Raw genomic sequence first — 16,881 nt, 5'->3', positions numbered from 1 at the left:
GCGGGCTGGTTTCAGCCCGCCGCCGCAATCAGTTCGCGGGTATAGTCTGTCTGGGCGTTTTCGAACAGATCTTCGGCTGACCCCATTTCGATCACGTCACCGTTTCGCATGACAATCACATTGTGGGACATCGCACGCACGACTTTCAGATCGTGGCTGATAAATAGGTAGGCCAGTCCGTACTTACGCTGCAAATCGCGCAACAGGTCGACGATCTGAACCTGCACAGTCATGTCCAGGGCGCTGGTCGGTTCATCCAGAACCAGCAATTTGGGCCTGAGGACCATGGCTCGTGCAATGGCAATACGCTGACGCTGCCCGCCCGAGAATTCGTGCGGATAGCGGTCCATCGCAGCCGGGTCCAAGCCCACTTCGGTCATCACTTCGGTGACCAGTTCCCGTGGCGAGCGGTGCGGGTCGACCTTGTGGATTGCCAGCCCTTCGGCAATGATCTGCTGGCAGGTCATCCGGGGACTGAGGCTTCCGAATGGGTCCTGAAACACAATCTGCATGTCCTTGCGCAGGCGCCGCAACTCTCGCGTCGACCAACGGCGTACATCCTGATCGCGGAAGGTTATCGCCCCTTCGGACGCAATCAACCGCATGATCGCCAGCGCCAGCGTTGTCTTACCCGAGCCGCTTTCGCCCACAATCCCTAAGGTTTCACCGGCGCGTACGCTGAGCGTTGCATCGTTCACCGCCTTCACATGTCCAACTGTGCGTTTCAGGAACCCGCGCTGGATCGGGAACCAGACCTTAAGATGATCGGTGCGCGCTACTTCTTCGGCGTCGGGGGCCACAGGATCGGGATGACCGGATGGTTCCGCCGCCAACAGCTTGCGGGTGTAAGGGTGTTGGGGGTTGTCGAATATCTCCTGGGTCGCGCCGGTCTCGACAATCTCACCATCCTTCATCACGCAAACCCGATCGGCGATGCGGCGCACGATCCCAAGGTCGTGGGTGATAAACAGCATCCCCATATTCTCGGATTTCTGAAGCTCGGCCAGCAGTTCGAGGATCTGTGCCTGAATGGTCACGTCCAGGGCCGTTGTCGGCTCATCCGCGATCAGAATATCGGGCTTGTTGGCAAGTGCCAAAGCGATCATGACACGCTGGCGCTGGCCTCCTGACAATTGATGCGGATAGCTGTCCAGACGTTCCTCGGGGTCGCGAATGCCGACCTTCGTCAGCAATTCGACAATCCGGGCCCGTGCAGCATCACCTGTCAGGCCCTGGTGCAATGCCAGTGACTCGGCCATTTGTTTCTGGATCGTGTGCAGAGGGTTGAGCGAGGTCATCGGCTCCTGAAAGATGAAGCTGATATCGTTACCGCGCACATCCATCAGGCGCTGGTCAGACGCGCCGATCATCTCGTGCCCTTCATAGGTGACCGAACCTTCGACAATCGCACTGTCACCCAGCAAAGATACTGTCGACAGCGCAGTGACTGATTTGCCGGATCCAGATTCGCCCACCAGCGCAACCGTTTCACCCCGATCCACAGTAAAGGACACGCCCTTGACTGCTGCGCTCACCTGCCCGTCCTGACGGAACGAGACCTTAAGGTTGTTCACATCCAGCAGGCTCATGAAAAGGTCTTTCTGGGATCAAATGCATCGCGTACGCCTTCGAAGATGAAGACCAGTAGCGACAGCATAATGGCAAAGGTGAAAAAGGCGGTGAAGGCCAGCCACGGTGCCTGCAGGTTCTGCTTGGCCTGCAAGGTCAACTCACCCAAAGACGGGGCGGAAGACGGCAGGCCGAAGCCCAGAAAATCCAGTGAAGCCAGGCCGCCGATGGTGCCCGTCACGATAAAGGGCATGAAGGTCAGCGTAGCGACCATCGCGTTGGGCAGCATGTGGCGGAACATGATTGTCATATTGCCCACACCCAGTGCCCGCGCAGCGCGCACATATTCCAGATTTCTCGCCCGCAGGAACTCAGCCCGGACAACACCCACAAGCCCGGTCCAGCTGAACAGGATCATCAGCGCGACAAGCAGCCAGAAACTTCGACCCAGAATGGCGAACATGATGATGATGACGTAAAGCGAAGGAGTCGCTGACCAGATTTCGATGATCCGTTGGAAGATCAGGTCCAGCCAGCCGCCAAAAAAGCCTTGAATAGCCCCGGCAAAAATTCCCACAAGACTGGCCACACCCGTGACCATAAGCGTGAACAAAATCGACAGTCGGAAGCCATAAATTACACGGGCCAACACGTCGCGCTTGGTGTCATCCGTGCCCAGCAGGTTTTGCCCGTTGGGTGGCAGCGGCGCTGCACCGGGGCGATCAACGCTGGTGTTGAAGGAATACGGGATCAACGGCCAGACGGCCCAGCCACGCTCGTACCCTTCTGCTTGGAATGTACCGGCCTTGATTTCGTCGATAATCCCCTCGGGGTCGTCAAAACAGTCTTCGATGCCACCGCTGTCGATCAGGCACTGCACCTCGGGGTCGCGATAGATTGCCTCGGTCTGGAAATCACCGCCGAATTCGGTTTCCGCGTAGAAATTGAAAATCGGCGTGTAAAACTCACCGCGGTATTTCACGAGGATCGGTTTGTCGTTGGCGATGAATTCGGCGAACAACGACAAACCAAATAGCACGGAAAACACCATCAGCGACCAGAATGCACGTCCATTACGGCGAAAATTGCGCCAGCGACGCTGGTTGAGTGGGGAAAGTGCCATTTACCCCTCCCGCTTTTCGAAATCGATGCGCGGGTCGACCAGCACATACATCAGGTCACTGATGATGCCAACTACCAGCCCCATCAGGCCAAAGATGAAAAGTGTGCCGAAAATCACTGGATAGTCCCGTGCAACGGCTGCCTCGAAACCCAGACGGCCCAGACCGTCAAGCGAGAAGATCGTCTCGATGATGATCGACCCCCCGAAGAACACACCGATGAAAACCGCAGGGAATCCGGCGATTACGATCAGCATCGCGTTGCGGAAAACATGGCCGTATAGAACCTGGCTTTCGCTCAGACCCTTGGCGCGGGCGGTCATGACATATTGTTTTTTGATCTCGTCCAGGAACGAGTTCTTGGTCAGCAGAGTCAGCGTCGCAAAGGCCGAAATCGTCAGCGCGATAATCGGCAGGGCAATGTGCCAGAAGTAGTCAACGATCTTACTAAACAGGCTGAGGCTGTCCCAGTTATCCGAGGTCAGCCCCCGAAGCGGGAATATCTGCCAATATGATCCCCCGGCAAACAGAACCAACAGCAGGATCGCAAACAAGAAGCCGGGAATAGCATAGGCTACGATGATCGCGCCACTGGTCCAGGTATCAAACTGTGACCCGTCCTTAATCGCCTTGCGAATGCCCAGCGGGATCGACACCAGATACGCGATCAGCGTGGACCACAGACCCAGCGAGATCGACACCGGCATCTTTTCTAACACCAGATCGGTTACGCTGATCGACCGAAAATAGCTTTCGCCAAAGTCCAGCGTCAGGTAATTGCCCATCATGTCGAAGAACCGCTCAACCGGCGGTTTGTCGAACCCGAACTCCTTTTCCAGCTCCTCGATAAACTCGGGCGGAAGGCCACGCGCACCAATGTAGCGGTCATTCGTGCCGCCGGTTTGTTGCTCGATGTCACTGCCGCCGCCGGCGATTCCTTCGAACACATCACCGCCACCTTCCAACTGGGCGATGATCTGTTCAATCGGACCGCCAGGAACGAACTGAACCAGCGTGAAGTTGACGATCATGATCCCAAGCAGGGTTGGGATGACCAGCAACAGTCGTCTAAGAATATATGCTCCCATGGGGGCGGATTACCTCAAGGCGCCGGAGGATTTCAACTCGGCTTCTTTCTCTTCGTTGATCCACCAGAGGTCTTCAACACCCAATGCGTAAGGCGGCAGATTTTCCGGGTATTCATACATGTCCCAGTAGGCAACCCAGTGCTTGCCCAGATACCACGTGGGAACCATGATCCGCTTCGCGCGCAGGACGCGGTCCAGCGCCCGAACGTTGGCGAACAGCTCTTCGCTGTCTTCGGCGGATGCGATGTTGTCGATCAGCGGTTCGATGTCCGGGCCATGCACACCCGACGGGTTGAAGACCGAGTAAGAGGCCGCTTCGGTTCCGAACTGCTGATACAACCCTGTCGACGGCTGCAACGATCGCGGGTACCCGCCAACAATCATGTCGAAATCACGGTCCCGGCGGCGCAAGGTGAACTGGGCGTTGTCCACGCGGTTGTAACTGGCATCAATCCCCATTGCCCGCAAATTGGCGACGAAGGGTTGAATGAGCCTGTCCAGCGTTGGCTGGTCGGACAGAAATGCAATAGACAGCACCTCGCCTTTGTCGTTGCGACGAATGCCGTCATCCCCAACAAGCCAGCCAGCTTCGTCCAGCAGTTTCATCGCCTTGCGCAAGTTGCCACGGTCATTTTGGCGGGCGGCCCGGGATTCATGCGCCGAGACGGGTTCCTGGGTCAGGATGGCAGGGTCCAGCGCGTCGCCCAGTTCTTGCAACACCTCAAGCTCGCGCCCTTCAGGCAGACCGGTCGCCTCAAGATGCGTTCCTTCCCAGAAGGAGCTGCGCTGCTGGAACAATCCATATTGCAGGCTCTCATTTGTCCATTCGAAGTTATACGCCAGCTGAATAGCTTCGCGAACACGAGGGTCCTGAAACTTTGGACGGTCAAGGTTCATGATGAAGCCTGACGCCGTCGGCACATTTCCGTCTGCCAGTTCGGCCCGCACGACAGAGCCATTCGCAATTGCCGGGAAATCATAGGCTGTTGCCCAGCTTTTTGAGTTGTTTTCCTGCCGAAGGGTAAATGTGCCCGCCTTGAACCCCTCCATCGCAGCAATGGAATCGGCGAAATACTCAACGCGGATGGTGTCAAAGTTGTTGCGGCCCACGTTAACGTTGACATCGTTGCCCCAATAATCGGGGTTGCGCTTGTAGACGATGCGCCGGTTGATGTCATAATCATCCAGAACATACGGCCCCGAGCCGATACCCGGATCCAGCCGCGACTTGTCCAACCGGCGGTTTTCAGGGTCTTCCTCGAACCATTTCTTAGAGAAAATCGACGTGGCCCCAACTTGAGAAATCCGGCCTCGGCGGGGGAAATCTGGCGAGAAGTAGAACTTTACACGATGGGTATCCAGCGCCTCGGCCTTGGGGATCCGCTGGCGAATTGCGTCGGCATAAGATTTCAGCCCTTGATCCAGCAGCAGATTATGGGAAAACACCACATCTTCGGCCGTCACCGGTGTGCCGTCGGAAAACCGCGCCTCGGGGCGGATGTTGAAGATCACCCAATCATAGCTTTCGGGGTACTCCAGGCTTTCGGCTAGCAGGCCATAATAGGCCGCCGGTTCGTCATAGGATGGAACCAGCAGGCTTTCGTAGTGATCTGCCGACCTCGCACCAGCCCGGCCCTGCCTGGTATAGGGATTAAAGCTGTCGAACGTGCCTTGCGCCGCATAGGAGAGTTCTCCACCACGTGGCGCATCCGGGTTCACATAGTCGAAATGCGCAAAGCCGTCCGGATACTTCAAATCACCGAATTCCGAGAACCCGTGTGATTTGATGATCTTTTCCTCAGCAAAAAGCTGAGTTGCAGCGGCTGCACAGAGCAATGCCCCCAAAGCTAGAATGTGAACTAAGCGTCCGAAATCCCTTGTTCGCGCTAAAGCGGTAACTCGATTGGATTTCATGTGGTTCATCCCCTGCTCGTTGACGTCTTTAATATTGTTTGCGCCAGCTAAAAGACCAGCACTGCCAGTTTCAAGTTTAGAGTGCGTGAACACTTTGTGAAGATTTACTTAGACAAAAAATAAAGCCGCTGCACGGGGCAGCGGCTTTTGAATGCGTCAAAACTGAGCGAAAGATCAGTTGATGGTCTGCAGGTAGGCAATCAGGTCGGCCCGTTCCTGCGGTTTTTTCAGACCCGCAAAGCTCATGGATGTACCTGAGATATAGGCACTGGGGCGGGTCAGGAACGCATCCAGCGCTTCGGGTGTCCAATTGCCGCCATGGGCTTGCATCGAAGCTGAGTAGCCAGTGAAACCTTTGGCTGAAGCAACCGGGCGATCCACGATTGCAAACAGGTAGGGGCCAGTGCCGTTGGCGCCGTCTTCCAGCTTGTGGCAGGCAGTACATTTACGGAAAACCCGCGCGCCCTTATCTGGGTCTGCGGCGGCCAGCATGTCTTCGAACACCACTTCTTCGCCGTCAGCGCTTTCACCGGAGCTTTCGGTTTCGATAATATACGAGGCCGTCTCACCATGCCCATCCGCATGGTAAAGCACTTCGGCACCCCATTTGGCCAAAAGCAGCACCAGGAAGGTGCCAAACAGGCCTGCTGCGGCCTTGGTAACTGTCATCGTGTCGAACATTGATCGCGAGTCCATTTCAGCTGTCTGCGGGGTGTCTAAGGCTTCCCCTTACAAGAGGCAAGGTATAGACACCGCGACTAAACGCCCAATTATCGAACTTGTTGCACGGAATCGACCAAATGACCAAACGTATTGCATTTCAGGGAGAACCCGGCGCCTACAGCCACGAGGCCTGCCGTAATGCCCGCCCCGATATGGAGGCCCTGCCCTGCCGGACTTTCGAAGATGTGATCGAATCGGTGCGCGCAGGTGAGGCTGAATTGGCAATGCTGCCGGTCGAAAACACCACGTATGGCCGGGTCGCCGATATCCACCGTTTGCTTCCCCACAGCGGGCTGCACATCATCGAAGAAGCGTTCGTGCGCGTTCACATCAACCTTCTTGCCGTTCCAGGGGCCAAAATCGAGGATGTCACCGAGGCACACTCGCACCTGGTTCTGCTACCGCAATGCGCCGGGTTTTTGAAAGAACACAACATCAAGGGACGTGTCAGCCCCGACAACGCGCGTGCGGCCCGCGAGGTCTCGGAACAAGGCGAGGTGCATTCAGCAGCATTGGCCAGCGAGTTGGCCGGCGAAATCTACGGCTTGAACGTTCTTGCCCGGCACATTGAAGACCGCGACAACAACACCACGCGCTTTCTGGTGATGTCACAGCAGGCCGACATGTCACGCCGCGGAGAACATGGCATGATCACCAGTTTTGTTTTTCAGGTGCGCAACATTCCGGCTGCGCTTTACAAGGCGATGGGTGGGTTTGCGACCAACAGCATCAACATGACCAAGCTGGAAAGCTACATGGTCGATGGGTCGTTCACTGCGACCCAGTTTTATGCCGATATCGTGGGCCACCCGGACGATCGAAACGTACAGTTGGCGATGGAAGAACTGGAACACTTCACCACGAATGTCGAGATTTTGGGCGTCTACCCAGCGGCTCAACCGCGCGGCTGAAGCGACCTCGGTTCAAATCACGGAAAAGCTTTTGCACTGGGCGCCCTCGTGCTTCCGATAATCCACAAAGCCCATCGCCGAATAATAGGCCAATCCTTCGGCGTTTGTGGCCGAAATGGTCGCATCAATGGCCGGTAGGCCACTTTCCCGTGCCGCCAAGAGCGTCGCACGAAACAGGGCACGCCCGACACCGCGCCGTGCGGCAGACGGGCGAATATGCGTTCCAATGACGCCCCACCCGACCGGAGCACCATATGGGTTGTTTTCGACCGCCCATTTCAGTGATTGAAACCCCAGGATCTGTTCCCCTTGAACAGCGACAGAACATCTGATCCGGTCGGGGTCGGCCACATAATGATCGCGGGCAAAATCAACGTCGCAGCGCTTGTTACGCTTTCCGGCCGCTGCGATGTCCCACAGTACCTCTGAGATACTTTGCGCATCCGTCAACACCACCTCACGAACACTAAAGCTATCCATCTCGTTCCCACCACAGCTTTGGGCAATCAACCACCATGAATGTGACGTTGTTCCATTTCCCGTGCAAACTCGGTCAGGCGCAACTGAAACTGTCGCCGAAACCGGGATTGCCCAAGCCTTAGTGATTGTAACAGCAGCCGCGCAGGGAGGGATTTGGCTGACAGGGACATATCAACGCTTAGACGCGTGCGGCGCTGCGACAGGGCCAAAAGCTCCACCGTCGTGACCCCGTTCATCCCCTTGCTTGCCGCTTCGAACCGCATCAGCAAAGGTGGGTCGCATTCGGCCATCTGCACAGAAATCTGACGTGGCTTTCCGCGTAACCTGAATTCTGTCTCCCAACTGGTGCCCGGAACAACGCCCAATTCGCCCGAAATCCGCCGGACGTCGATCCCGCGCCGCATTGCGATCCGTTCGAATCGGTCGAAGTCGGCCACCATTTCAAACACCGAGTTGATGGGAGCTTCGATATCTTCGCGCACTGTAAACTGCATTGTGGTTCGGGGTTCTCTCGTTTTTCAGAACAGTATTTTGTCAGTCCAATGTATCCGCAAGCCAGTTTTGCAAAAGAAAATGCGCAATCGCTCCCTTGCGGGCTGGCAGCAAAACAGGGTGTTCGCCGGCAAAGGCTTGCATCATCTCGGATTTGGTAACCCACATCGCATCTTCGATTTCGACCGGGTCGATGGTGATGTCGCGCGACAACGCCTCACCCGCGCAGCCGAACATCAACGAGGCCGGAAACGGCCAGGGTTGGCTGGACAGGTAACGGACCTCACCCACGGGCACTCCGGCCTCTTCCATCACTTCCCGACGGACTGCTGCCTCAAGCGTTTCACCCGGTTCAACAAACCCTGCCAACAGCGAATACATCCCTTCTGGCCAGCCCGGTGAACGTCCCATTAGCACTGAATCACCTTGCGTAATCAACATGATGACGACCGGATCAGTACGCGGAAAGTGCTGCCCACCGCAGGACGGGCAACTGCGCTGCCACCCCGCCTGCGCAAGTTCGCTGGCTACGCCGCATCGGGCGCAAAACCGATGTGTTTCGTGCCATGCGGTCACCGCCTTGGCCGAAGCCGCCAGTTCGGCGTCACGCGTCGACAAACGGGTCATAATCCGGCGCAGTTCGGCAAAGACATGGCCGTGGGGCAAGTCCGGGTGCTGTTGCTCTGACTTGTCGATAAAACCTCCGACACCGGACACGTCCAACCCATCGGCCTTCCAGTCCGAAATATCAAAGGCAAACACCGGCGCATCGTCCGACAGCCCCAAGAATACAGGCTGCTCGACAGAACCTCCCGGCCCGGTTTCGACCAGATTATGTGACATCGCGATCAGCCCCAACTGATCCAGCGCCTCACCCTGAACCAAAACCTTACCGCGCCACAAGAGCAGGCATTTTGCATTGGGATGCCCCCGCGCCCCCGCGACCGCATCAGCATCCCCGCGAATATGCGCCGCACGATCCAGCCCCGAGCTACCAAACGTCACATATTCCGCATTTTTCATAAGTTATCCTTAGACTTGTCCGCACAGGGCTGCCATGTCGGCCAATCAGTTGCAACGGTATTTCACCCCCAAAACCACAGGTCGCCATCGAATGAACACAGCTAAACCTTGCAATTCACTGTGATTAATCTTTTTGTTGAAAATGACTAAGTTAAAACTGCCAAAAGTAGAAATTTGAAAACTTCCCCTTCTCTGCCTCCGCAGACCGTGCAGATCCGAATACTGGCCACCACGGATCTTCATATGAACTTGAGGAGTTTTGATTACTATTCTGACACCCCTGAACCCACAATCGGCCTGACTCGAACCGCCAGCCTGATCCGTGAAGCCCGAACTGAGGCGCAGGCGGAAGACTCGGTCGCGTTACTTTTTGACAACGGCGATTCGCTGCAGGGCACACCGGTTGGGGAGCTGGCCGCAGAGCAGGCCGATAAGCCTCATGCGCTGATGCAGGCCTTTGGCGCGTTAGAGTATGATGCGATCGGGTTGGGAAATCATGATTTCGGGTTCGGTCAAGATATACTGGACAGCATCCTTTCACAGGCCCCCTGTCCAGTGGTTTGCAGCAATGTTTATCGCCCGGGCGCCAACGAGGTCTGGCAGGATCAGGCAGTTCTAACCCGCCGGGTTGAGGTCGCGGGGCACCAAGCCTCGCTAACCGTCGGCGTCTTCTCGGTCGTTCCGCCGCAGACCCGGAATTGGGAATCTCATCGGCTGGGTGATGACGTCCGGATAGACGACATCCTGACCTGCGCGCGCACTAAAGTGTCTGAGCTTCGATCTCACGGCTGCGACGTGATCATCGCGCTAGCCCATACAGGGTTGAAGTCCGTCGACCCCGCGCCCGATCTTGAAAACGCGATTATCCCTCTTGCCGCGATTGAGGGCATTGACGCCATCATCGCCGGGCACACACATCTTACGCTGCCGGGGAAATCGCACGCTGGGCTGGAACACGTCGATGCCACTGGCGGTATGGTGCATGGCACACCTGTTGTCATGCCGGGATCCGCCGGATCTCATCTTGGCCTGATTGATCTAACGTTGACTGCCACGACAGAAAAGGGCTGGTCGGTCACGGCGCATCGCGTTGAACTGCGCCCGGTATCAGGTGCTGACCCGGCACCCGAGGACCCGTCATTGGTGGCGCTATTTTCGGATGTGCATTCCGCAACACGAAAACAGGCCGAGGAAGCAATTGGGCATACGGATCAGCACCTGCACAGCTATTTCAGCTTTTGCGCCAAGGATCGCGGGCTTGCGATGGTGGCCGCATCACAGGCTTCGACCGTACGCCAGAACCTGAAGGGTACACCCCATGAAGTGATGCCTTTGCTGTCCGCCGTAGCACCTTCGAAGTTCGGTGGTCGCGCCGGGCCTCGTTTTTACTCGGACATTCCTGCGGGCGTGATGCGCATGCGACACGCGGCTGATCTGAACATCTTTCCAAACGAACTTCGTGCGGTCGCGGTGTCAGGAGAGAACGTCAGAGATTGGCTTGAAATGTCTGCGGGCGTTTTCAATCAGGTGAAACCTGGCGCGCAAACTGAATTGGTCAATCCTGATCGAGCCGGACACAATTTCGATGTTCTGTTCGGGCTAAGCTACGTTATCGACCTGAGCGTTCCGCCTCGGTTCGATGCGGATGGACACCTGGCAAATCCGGCATACCAGCGCATCTCAGATCTTCGTTTCGACGGCCACGCGGTGACGGTCGAACAACGCTTTGTTGTTGCACTGAACAATTATCGGGCCAGCGGCGGCGGGCATTTTCCGATCATACGGGGCGCCGAAATCATCAACGTTCCGGCTTTGCCGATCCAACACGCGCTAAAGGATTACCTGACCGGTGCAATGCCCGCTGAATCGCTGGAACAGGGCCCCTGCCCATTCCGTTTTGCGCCCATGCCGGGGTCCTCTGTCCTGTTGAAGACCGGCCAACAGGCACAACGTCACCTCGCAGACATCGCAGAGTTCAGCCCAACGCTGGCTGGAACGGATGCCGAAGGGTTTTTGAGCATTCAACTCTCACTGTGACGGGTTGTCATTTCTACGTGTCTTCCCTATATCGATTTTCGAGAGGTTGGCGCGGGCGAGCGCCTCGCCAACCTGGTCAGGTCCGGAAGGAAGCAGCCACAACGAGCCCCGCTTGGGTCGATGTCCAACCTCTCACTTACTTGAACCGTTAGCCGCAGGAGGGCTTTTATGATTGTAGCAAAAACCCTTTGGGCAGAGCGTTTCTGAGGCCGCCCCTCAAACCTGCCTGAACACATCACCGCTGGATGCGCCACCGCCATCCAGACGGATTGCTGTACCTGAACACAGGCAGAACAATGTCTTTTACACTTTCGGACCTGGGATGGTCCTCTCACTTTGCCGCCCAACATGCGGCCAATCCTACATGCGCTCCCTTTCGCATCACAGCCGTTCACCGTGATCGCCTGATCGGCGCAAACATCAACGGTGAAACACCTCTGCTCACCCTAAACCAGCCGACGGGCGACTTTGCCGTCGGCGACTGGGTATTGGCGGATGATCAAAACCGCGTTCAACAACTGCTGGAACGCCGCAGCCTTTTGAAACGCCGCGCCGCCGGAACTGGGGCCGAGGCCCAGTTGATCGCCGCCAATGTGGATGTGCTGTTCATCGTCAGTTCCTGCAATGCCGACTTCAATCTGGCCCGGCTGGAACGATATTTGGCTTTGGCTCATCAGGCCGGGTGCTATCCGGTCGTCATACTAACCAAGGCCGATACCTGCACCGGTCCTGACAAATACTCCAAAGCGGCCGTGTCGCTGTCTCCGTTTCTGACCGTGCTGGCAATCAATGCTTTGGATGCCATGGACGTTCAGCAAGTACTGTCCTGGTGCCCTGCTGGACAGACCGCTGCATTGGTTGGCTCATCCGGTGTCGGCAAGACAACATTGGTCAACGCCATGACTGGTCTGGATGAGGCAACGTCTGGCATTCGCGAGGGCGACGCGCGCGGGCGGCACACGACAACTGCCCGCGCGTTGCATCCGATGCAGAACGGAGGCTGGCTGGTCGATACACCCGGCATGCGGGCTTTGCGGTTGCTGGATGCACAAGATGGCGTCGATGAGGTCTTTTCCGACATTCTGGAATTGGCCCAAACCTGCCGCTTTTCCGATTGTCAGCATCAGGCCGAGCCGGGATGCGCTGTGCAGGATGCGATTTCCACCGGATCCCTTGACACAGAGCGGCTAGAGCGTTGGCGAAAACTGCGGCGCGAGGATGAGAGGAACTCGGAAACCGTGGCGCAGTCTCGTGCGCGCGACAAGGCCTTTGGTAAGATGGTACGATCGGTGATGCAGGACAAGAAATCCCGAAAAAAGCTGTAAGTACCGGCTCAGGCGATCAACCGGGGCCATATGGCCGCATTTCGGCGCGCAAATGCGCCGATGTGACCGACCTCGGCCAATCCAAAGTCTTTCGGCGACAACTGATGCCGGCGGGCTTTGGGACCGTAAAGATCGGCCAAGCGCCAAACCGCGTTCGGGGGCACCACCTGATCATCGTCCATTGTGAACAGATCGACGGGTGTTTCCGACGCAGCCCAACGGGCGTCTGGAAGGCTTTTGCCGATTTCCGGCACGTAGCTCAGCGCAGCGGTGCACCATTTGCGCCACTGCCAGTAGACACGTGCCGGAAGGTCCGAGCCGAACCCAAGTGCCTTGCCCGGCAGGTATCCCAATGCCTTAACCAGCAATGGCGGGTGGGCATACCAGAACATTGTCGCCAGTGCGCGATACGGCCAGGGGTGGTCGGATACCGTCACCAAACCTGAACAGACACAGATCATCCGGTCGATTTGTTCGATATCCGGCTGAATTGGCCCCAGCATTCCACCCACCGAATGGCCAATGCTCCACTGCTGGGCGGCGGGAAATCTGCGCCGCATTTCGGCGCGAGCAGCGGGCATGTCGATCAACGCCCAGTCAGCCATCGTGGCCTGCGAATCGCGCAGGCGCCCGCGTAGAGAGTGGCCAAAATCGCGATAGTCATAGGTCAGACAGGCCATACCCTGTTCTTCCACCAACCACCGCGCAAAATGCTGGTAATAGTCGCGCGGTACGCCTGTGGCTGCATGGACTACAACCGCCACATCAGGTGCCGAGGCAGGCATATACAGCCGTGCCGACAGTTCGGCCTCTCCGGCAGAAAACGTGAAATCTTCGGTCAAAACGACCGGAGTGTTGTCCAACATGGTGCCCTCGCAAGCATCTGAACTATTCGGTTCACATATGGCATATCGGCGCTTTTGCGCGACTAGAGTCAACAGATTTTCAAAGTGACCAAGCGTCCACTTGAACGATGGGAAACAGCCCGCTTGACTCAAGCCACCTACAACCGCTAGCGATGAGGTGATGGTTCTCGTCCTTATTTTGGGGCGGGATGAAAAGGGAACTCGGTGCGGTCCAGCCCGGCAAAGCCGGAACAGACCAAGGCCGCGACTGCCCCCGCAACTGTAAGCGGTAAGCAATGCCGAAATACCACTGGCCGAAAGGCTGGGAAGGTCGGCAAAGCAATGACCCGCAAGTCAGGAGACCTGCCATCAAAGTAAAAACCGAAATTCGGGCGGGGTGTCCGGGCAGGCCTTCAGTACGCTGAGTTCCCTGTTCCACGTCCCCCGCTCTCCGCGCGGAGGGCGCATTATGATCTGGAAGACAACGACCCACGAGTTCACCGCCACCCTGTGCCAGAAAACGGGGAAAACCTGCCCCGCATTGGCACAAATGGCTCGGGCCTTGGCCGAGGCGATGGCAACAGCACAACCAATGACGACCAGCGAATTTGAGGTGGACGGCTCCAGCGAACTGACCCATTGCGATGAGGGGTGCACCGCAAGGTTTCGCGCCAGCCCGGCCCGGATCAGGGTCTATTGCGGGGCAAACACAGGCGACTCAGCCGACACGTTGGACGAATACGCCGATATGATGTTCGGCCCTGACTTTTCCACTCTGCCTGCTGGTGTTTTGGCGGCCTTGCCTTGCGCCATGCTTCAGGCATCGGCCCTTGCACCGCGTCCATCGCATCAGGTTGTTCAACAAGCCACGGCCTGATCCTAGTTCACTGATCGCTCTGGGCCGGTTTCATGGCCCAAGCCATCTGCTCATCCGTTTCCACCGCGCATGGTCGGGCCAAGCGCAGCCGGTTTAGCGCGTGGTTTGGATCTTCGCCGCTTTCCACCATGAGCCTCAGCGCGACCATCCCCGACCGCCCACAACCGCCCCGGCAATGCACCAGCACGCGTCCACCGTCGGACAGCACCTGCCGGGCGGCTGCGCTGGCTTGGGGCCAAAGAGTTTCGATTGGCAGGGGCGGCGTGCCAAAATCCTCGACCGGAAGATGCATCCAGGTAGCGGGTCTGCTTTGAACGTCTCGACCAAAACCGCCTGCACCGACCTGCCGCATCTCGGCCTCGGTGGTCATTGAAATCACCAGATCGGGGTTCCAGTCCTGTATCACCCTCAGATCGTCCACATACCCACCGCCGCCGCCAGGCAAGGGGGACAGCGCCAAGGTGCCTGAGCCAACAGGCAGCGCGTAGATTGCAAATTTTGCCAAAGCTTAAGCTCCTACTGCCACCAGCCCACCAAATTTTGACAGCCGGTTTATCCCGCTTACAGACGCGGTCCAAACCGAAATTCCACAAAGCCTGCTGTGGACGCGGGCGGCCCGGGTCTCTACGCTGCATTTCTGACACGAATCTGACAGAGCAGACATGACCGAAACGCCCAGCCCCGCCTATCAGGTTCTTGCCCGCAAGTACCGCCCTGAAACCTTTGCAGATCTGGTTGGACAGGACGCAATGGTGCGCACGCTGAAAAACGCGTTCGAAGCGGATCGGATCGCGCAGGCCTTTATCATGACCGGTATTCGCGGCACCGGCAAAACCACCACTGCCCGGATTATCGCCAAAGGTATGAACTGCATCGGTCCCGATGGTGAAGGCAAACCAACGACCGAACCTTGTGGCCAGTGCGAGCATTGCATCGCCATCATGGAAGGACGCCATGTCGACGTGATGGAGATGGACGCCGCCAGCCGAACCGGCGTGAACGACATCCGCGAGATCATCGACAGTGTCCGCTACCGCGCCGCCAGCGCGCGCTACAAGATCTATATCATCGACGAAGTTCACATGCTGTCGACCAGCGCCTTCAATGCACTGCTCAAAACACTCGAGGAACCGCCCGAGCATGTGAAGTTCATCTTTGCGACGACCGAAATTCGCAAGGTGCCGGTGACTGTGCTGTCCCGCTGCCAGCGGTTCGACCTGCGCCGAATCGAACCCGAAGACATGATCGGTTTGCTCAACAAAATCGCCGCAGCTGAAAACGCACAGATCGCAGAAGACGCGCTTGCTTTGATCACACGCGCGGCCGAAGGCTCTGCGCGCGATGCGACCTCGCTGTTGGATCAAGCGATCTCACATGGTGCAGGGGAAACAAGCGCCGATCAGGTTCGGGCAATGTTGGGCCTTGCAGATCGCGGGCGCGTTCTGGATCTGATGGACATGATTTTGCGTGGCGATGCGGCTGGGGCATTGACTGAGTTGAGCGGCCAGTATGCCGAAGGGGCCGATCCGCTGGCCGTGCTGCGCGATCTGGCCGAGATCACCCATTGGGTTTCCGTGGTCAAAATCACGCCCGATGCCGCCGATGACCCCACCGTCTCACCGGATGAACGTGCACGCGGTCAACAGATGGCCGAGGCGCTGCCGATGCGGGTGTTGACGCGGATGTGGCAGATGTTGCTGAAAGCGCTGGAGGAGGTCTCTGCAGCACCCAACGCGATGATGGCCGCCGAAATGGCAATCATTCGTCTGACCCATGTGGCCGATTTGCCTAGCCCCGAAGAACTTATCAAACGACTACAGGATGCGCCTCCCCCCCCACCAAGCGGGGGACCTGGCGGTGGTGCGGCTGTGCCAACTCATGCACCTGCACAGGCGACGTCCTCTACGCATCTCTCGGCGCAACGCGGGCCTGCGGGGGCGCCCACCGCAGCGCTTGCCCAGGACGTCCAGACCGCGCTGGCACACTATCCAACCTTCGAATACGTGGTCGAACTGATCCGCACCAACCGGGACGTAAAACTGTTGGTTGAGGTCGAAAACGGCGTGCGTCTCGTCTCGTATTCCCCGGGACGGATCGAGTTCACGCCCACAGACAAAGCGCCGACCGATCTGGCGCAAAGGCTTGGTTCGGCCTTGCAACGCTGGACCGGAAACCGATGGGCCGTGTCAATCGTGGCCGACGGGGACGCAGCAACAATCGCCGAGGTTCGAGACGCGGCTGATCTGGCGTTGAAAGCGCAGGCCGAACAACACCCACTGGTTCAAGCTGTTCTGATGCAGTTTCCAAAAGCGCGCATCAAGCGGATCGAAACCCCGGAAGAGCGCGCCGCCAAGGTCGAAACCGAAGCCTTGCCTGAGGTTGAAGACGAATGGGATCCGTTCGAGGAGGATTGATCCGAGCGGCCAAAGCGGAAACACTCCCGCGCTGCCGGGCCCAACGGGAGGAAAGGTCTTTC

The 16,881-nt window shown here is 57.6% G+C and carries 15 protein-coding genes, 1 other RNA gene and 1 riboswitch; of the genes, 6 read left to right on the top strand and 10 right to left on the bottom strand.

Annotated features, from left to right (window positions below; genetic code table 11):
* Positions 1-11 precede the first annotated feature (11 nt).
* From DK510_RS02235 to DK510_RS02215, 5 genes are all read right to left on the bottom strand, one after another.
* Complete coding sequence (locus DK510_RS02235; RefSeq protein WP_109310718.1) at positions 12-1,589, bottom strand: ABC transporter ATP-binding protein; 1,578 nt, start codon at positions 1,587-1,589, stop codon at positions 12-14.
* Positions 1,586-2,692 (bottom strand): ABC transporter permease, encoded by a 1,107-nt coding sequence (locus tag DK510_RS02230; RefSeq protein ID WP_108861177.1) that lies wholly within the window; start codon positions 2,690-2,692, stop codon positions 1,586-1,588. Before DK510_RS02230 ends, DK510_RS02235 begins: the two co-directional genes overlap by 4 nt.
* Positions 2,693-3,778, bottom strand: a complete 1,086-nt coding sequence (locus tag DK510_RS02225) for a microcin C ABC transporter permease YejB (RefSeq protein ID WP_109310717.1) — start codon at positions 3,776-3,778, stop codon at positions 2,693-2,695. It lies immediately after the preceding gene.
* 9 nt (positions 3,779-3,787) lie between these two features.
* On the bottom strand, positions 3,788-5,692 hold the full coding sequence (locus tag DK510_RS02220) for an extracellular solute-binding protein (RefSeq protein ID WP_109310752.1): 1,905 nt from the start codon (positions 5,690-5,692) through the stop codon (positions 3,788-3,790).
* Between the two features lie 174 nt (positions 5,693-5,866).
* On the bottom strand, positions 5,867-6,373 hold the full coding sequence (locus DK510_RS02215; protein WP_058272647.1) for a cytochrome c family protein: 507 nt from the start codon (positions 6,371-6,373) through the stop codon (positions 5,867-5,869).
* Between the two features lie 119 nt (positions 6,374-6,492).
* Here DK510_RS02215 and DK510_RS02210 point away from each other — a divergent pair, with 119 nt between their 5' ends.
* Positions 6,493-7,326, top strand: coding sequence for a prephenate dehydratase (locus DK510_RS02210; RefSeq protein ID WP_109310716.1), 834 nt, complete (start codon positions 6,493-6,495; stop codon positions 7,324-7,326).
* Between the two features lie 12 nt (positions 7,327-7,338).
* Here DK510_RS02210 and DK510_RS02205 read toward each other — a convergent pair whose 3' ends face one another.
* The 3 genes from DK510_RS02205 to nudC are packed head-to-tail and all read right to left on the bottom strand — an operon-like array spanning position 7,339 to position 9,321.
* Positions 7,339-7,806, bottom strand: a complete 468-nt coding sequence (locus DK510_RS02205) for a GNAT family N-acetyltransferase (RefSeq protein WP_109310715.1) — start codon at positions 7,804-7,806, stop codon at positions 7,339-7,341.
* 26 nt (positions 7,807-7,832) lie between these two features.
* Entirely contained in the window at positions 7,833-8,300 is a 468-nt protein-coding gene (locus DK510_RS02200) for an SRPBCC family protein (protein ID WP_058272507.1), read from the bottom strand.
* 40 nt (positions 8,301-8,340) lie between these two features.
* Entirely contained in the window at positions 8,341-9,321 is a 981-nt protein-coding gene (gene nudC / locus DK510_RS02195; RefSeq protein WP_109310714.1) for an NAD(+) diphosphatase, read from the bottom strand.
* 207 nt (positions 9,322-9,528) lie between these two features.
* On the opposite strand from nudC, the gene DK510_RS02190 reads away from it, so the two are divergent.
* From DK510_RS02190 to rsgA, 3 genes are all read left to right on the top strand, one after another.
* Positions 9,529-11,358, top strand: a complete 1,830-nt coding sequence (locus tag DK510_RS02190; RefSeq protein ID WP_255414846.1) for a bifunctional 2',3'-cyclic-nucleotide 2'-phosphodiesterase/3'-nucleotidase — start codon at positions 9,529-9,531, stop codon at positions 11,356-11,358.
* 39 nt (positions 11,359-11,397) lie between these two features.
* Positions 11,398-11,496, top strand: an RNA gene (gene ffs, locus DK510_RS02185) — signal recognition particle sRNA small type.
* 158 nt (positions 11,497-11,654) lie between these two features.
* The gene (gene rsgA, locus DK510_RS02180) at positions 11,655-12,683 is read left to right on the top strand and encodes a ribosome small subunit-dependent GTPase A (protein ID WP_109310750.1); all 1,029 of its coding nucleotides are present in this window, start codon (positions 11,655-11,657) and stop codon (positions 12,681-12,683) included.
* An 8-nt stretch (positions 12,684-12,691) separates the two neighbouring features.
* Here the strand turns inward: rsgA and DK510_RS02175 are convergent, their stop codons facing one another.
* A complete protein-coding gene (locus tag DK510_RS02175) occupies positions 12,692-13,549 on the bottom strand; it encodes a serine aminopeptidase domain-containing protein (RefSeq protein WP_109310713.1) in 858 nt (285 codons plus the stop codon).
* Between the two features lie 144 nt (positions 13,550-13,693).
* Positions 13,694-13,914: riboswitch (cobalamin riboswitch) on the top strand.
* An 83-nt stretch (positions 13,915-13,997) separates the two neighbouring features.
* Between DK510_RS02175 and DK510_RS02170 the strand changes: the two genes are divergently transcribed.
* Positions 13,998-14,405 carry a hypothetical protein gene (locus tag DK510_RS02170; RefSeq protein ID WP_058272511.1) on the top strand — a complete coding sequence of 136 codons (408 nt, stop codon included), beginning with the start codon at positions 13,998-14,000 and terminating at the stop codon, positions 14,403-14,405.
* 7 nt (positions 14,406-14,412) lie between these two features.
* On the opposite strand, the gene DK510_RS02165 is transcribed toward DK510_RS02170, so the two are convergent.
* Positions 14,413-14,910 carry a dual specificity protein phosphatase family protein gene (locus DK510_RS02165; protein ID WP_109310712.1) on the bottom strand — a complete coding sequence of 166 codons (498 nt, stop codon included), beginning with the start codon at positions 14,908-14,910 and terminating at the stop codon, positions 14,413-14,415.
* 157 nt (positions 14,911-15,067) lie between these two features.
* Here DK510_RS02165 and DK510_RS02160 point away from each other — a divergent pair, with 157 nt between their 5' ends.
* Positions 15,068-16,819, top strand: coding sequence for a DNA polymerase III subunit gamma/tau (locus DK510_RS02160; RefSeq protein ID WP_109310711.1), 1,752 nt, complete (start codon positions 15,068-15,070; stop codon positions 16,817-16,819).
* Positions 16,820-16,881: the final 62 nt, after the last annotated feature.

Origin of the sequence: Ruegeria sp. AU67, from assembly GCF_900312795.1 — a bacterium.
Classification (GTDB): domain Bacteria; phylum Pseudomonadota; class Alphaproteobacteria; order Rhodobacterales; family Rhodobacteraceae; genus Ruegeria; species Ruegeria atlantica.
Note: the sequence above shows the minus strand (reverse complement) of the source record. Positions and strands in the feature narration are given on the sequence as shown.

Excerpts from the sequence above, each read along its gene's own strand:
- DK510_RS02235 (WP_109310718.1), bottom strand. The coding sequence starts at position 1,589 with ATGAGCCTGCTGGATGTGAACAACCTTAAGGTCTCGTTCCGTCAGGAC.
- DK510_RS02230 (WP_108861177.1), bottom strand. The coding sequence starts at position 2,692 with ATGGCACTTTCCCCACTCAACCAGCGTCGCTGGCGCAATTTTCGCCGT.
- DK510_RS02225 (WP_109310717.1), bottom strand. The coding sequence starts at position 3,778 with ATGGGAGCATATATTCTTAGACGACTGTTGCTGGTCATCCCAACCCTG.
- DK510_RS02220 (WP_109310752.1), bottom strand. The coding sequence starts at position 5,692 with ATGAAATCCAATCGAGTTACCGCTTTAGCGCGAACAAGGGATTTCGGA.
- DK510_RS02215 (WP_058272647.1), bottom strand. The coding sequence starts at position 6,373 with ATGTTCGACACGATGACAGTTACCAAGGCCGCAGCAGGCCTGTTTGGC.
- DK510_RS02210 (WP_109310716.1), top strand. The coding sequence starts at position 6,493 with ATGACCAAACGTATTGCATTTCAGGGAGAACCCGGCGCCTACAGCCAC.
- DK510_RS02205 (WP_109310715.1), bottom strand. The coding sequence starts at position 7,806 with ATGGATAGCTTTAGTGTTCGTGAGGTGGTGTTGACGGATGCGCAAAGT.
- DK510_RS02200 (WP_058272507.1), bottom strand. The coding sequence starts at position 8,300 with ATGCAGTTTACAGTGCGCGAAGATATCGAAGCTCCCATCAACTCGGTG.
- nudC (WP_109310714.1), bottom strand. The coding sequence starts at position 9,321 with ATGAAAAATGCGGAATATGTGACGTTTGGTAGCTCGGGGCTGGATCGT.
- rsgA (WP_109310750.1), top strand. The coding sequence starts at position 11,655 with ATGTCTTTTACACTTTCGGACCTGGGATGGTCCTCTCACTTTGCCGCC.
- DK510_RS02175 (WP_109310713.1), bottom strand. The coding sequence starts at position 13,549 with ATGTTGGACAACACTCCGGTCGTTTTGACCGAAGATTTCACGTTTTCT.
- DK510_RS02170 (WP_058272511.1), top strand. The coding sequence starts at position 13,998 with ATGATCTGGAAGACAACGACCCACGAGTTCACCGCCACCCTGTGCCAG.
- DK510_RS02160 (WP_109310711.1), top strand. The coding sequence starts at position 15,068 with ATGACCGAAACGCCCAGCCCCGCCTATCAGGTTCTTGCCCGCAAGTAC.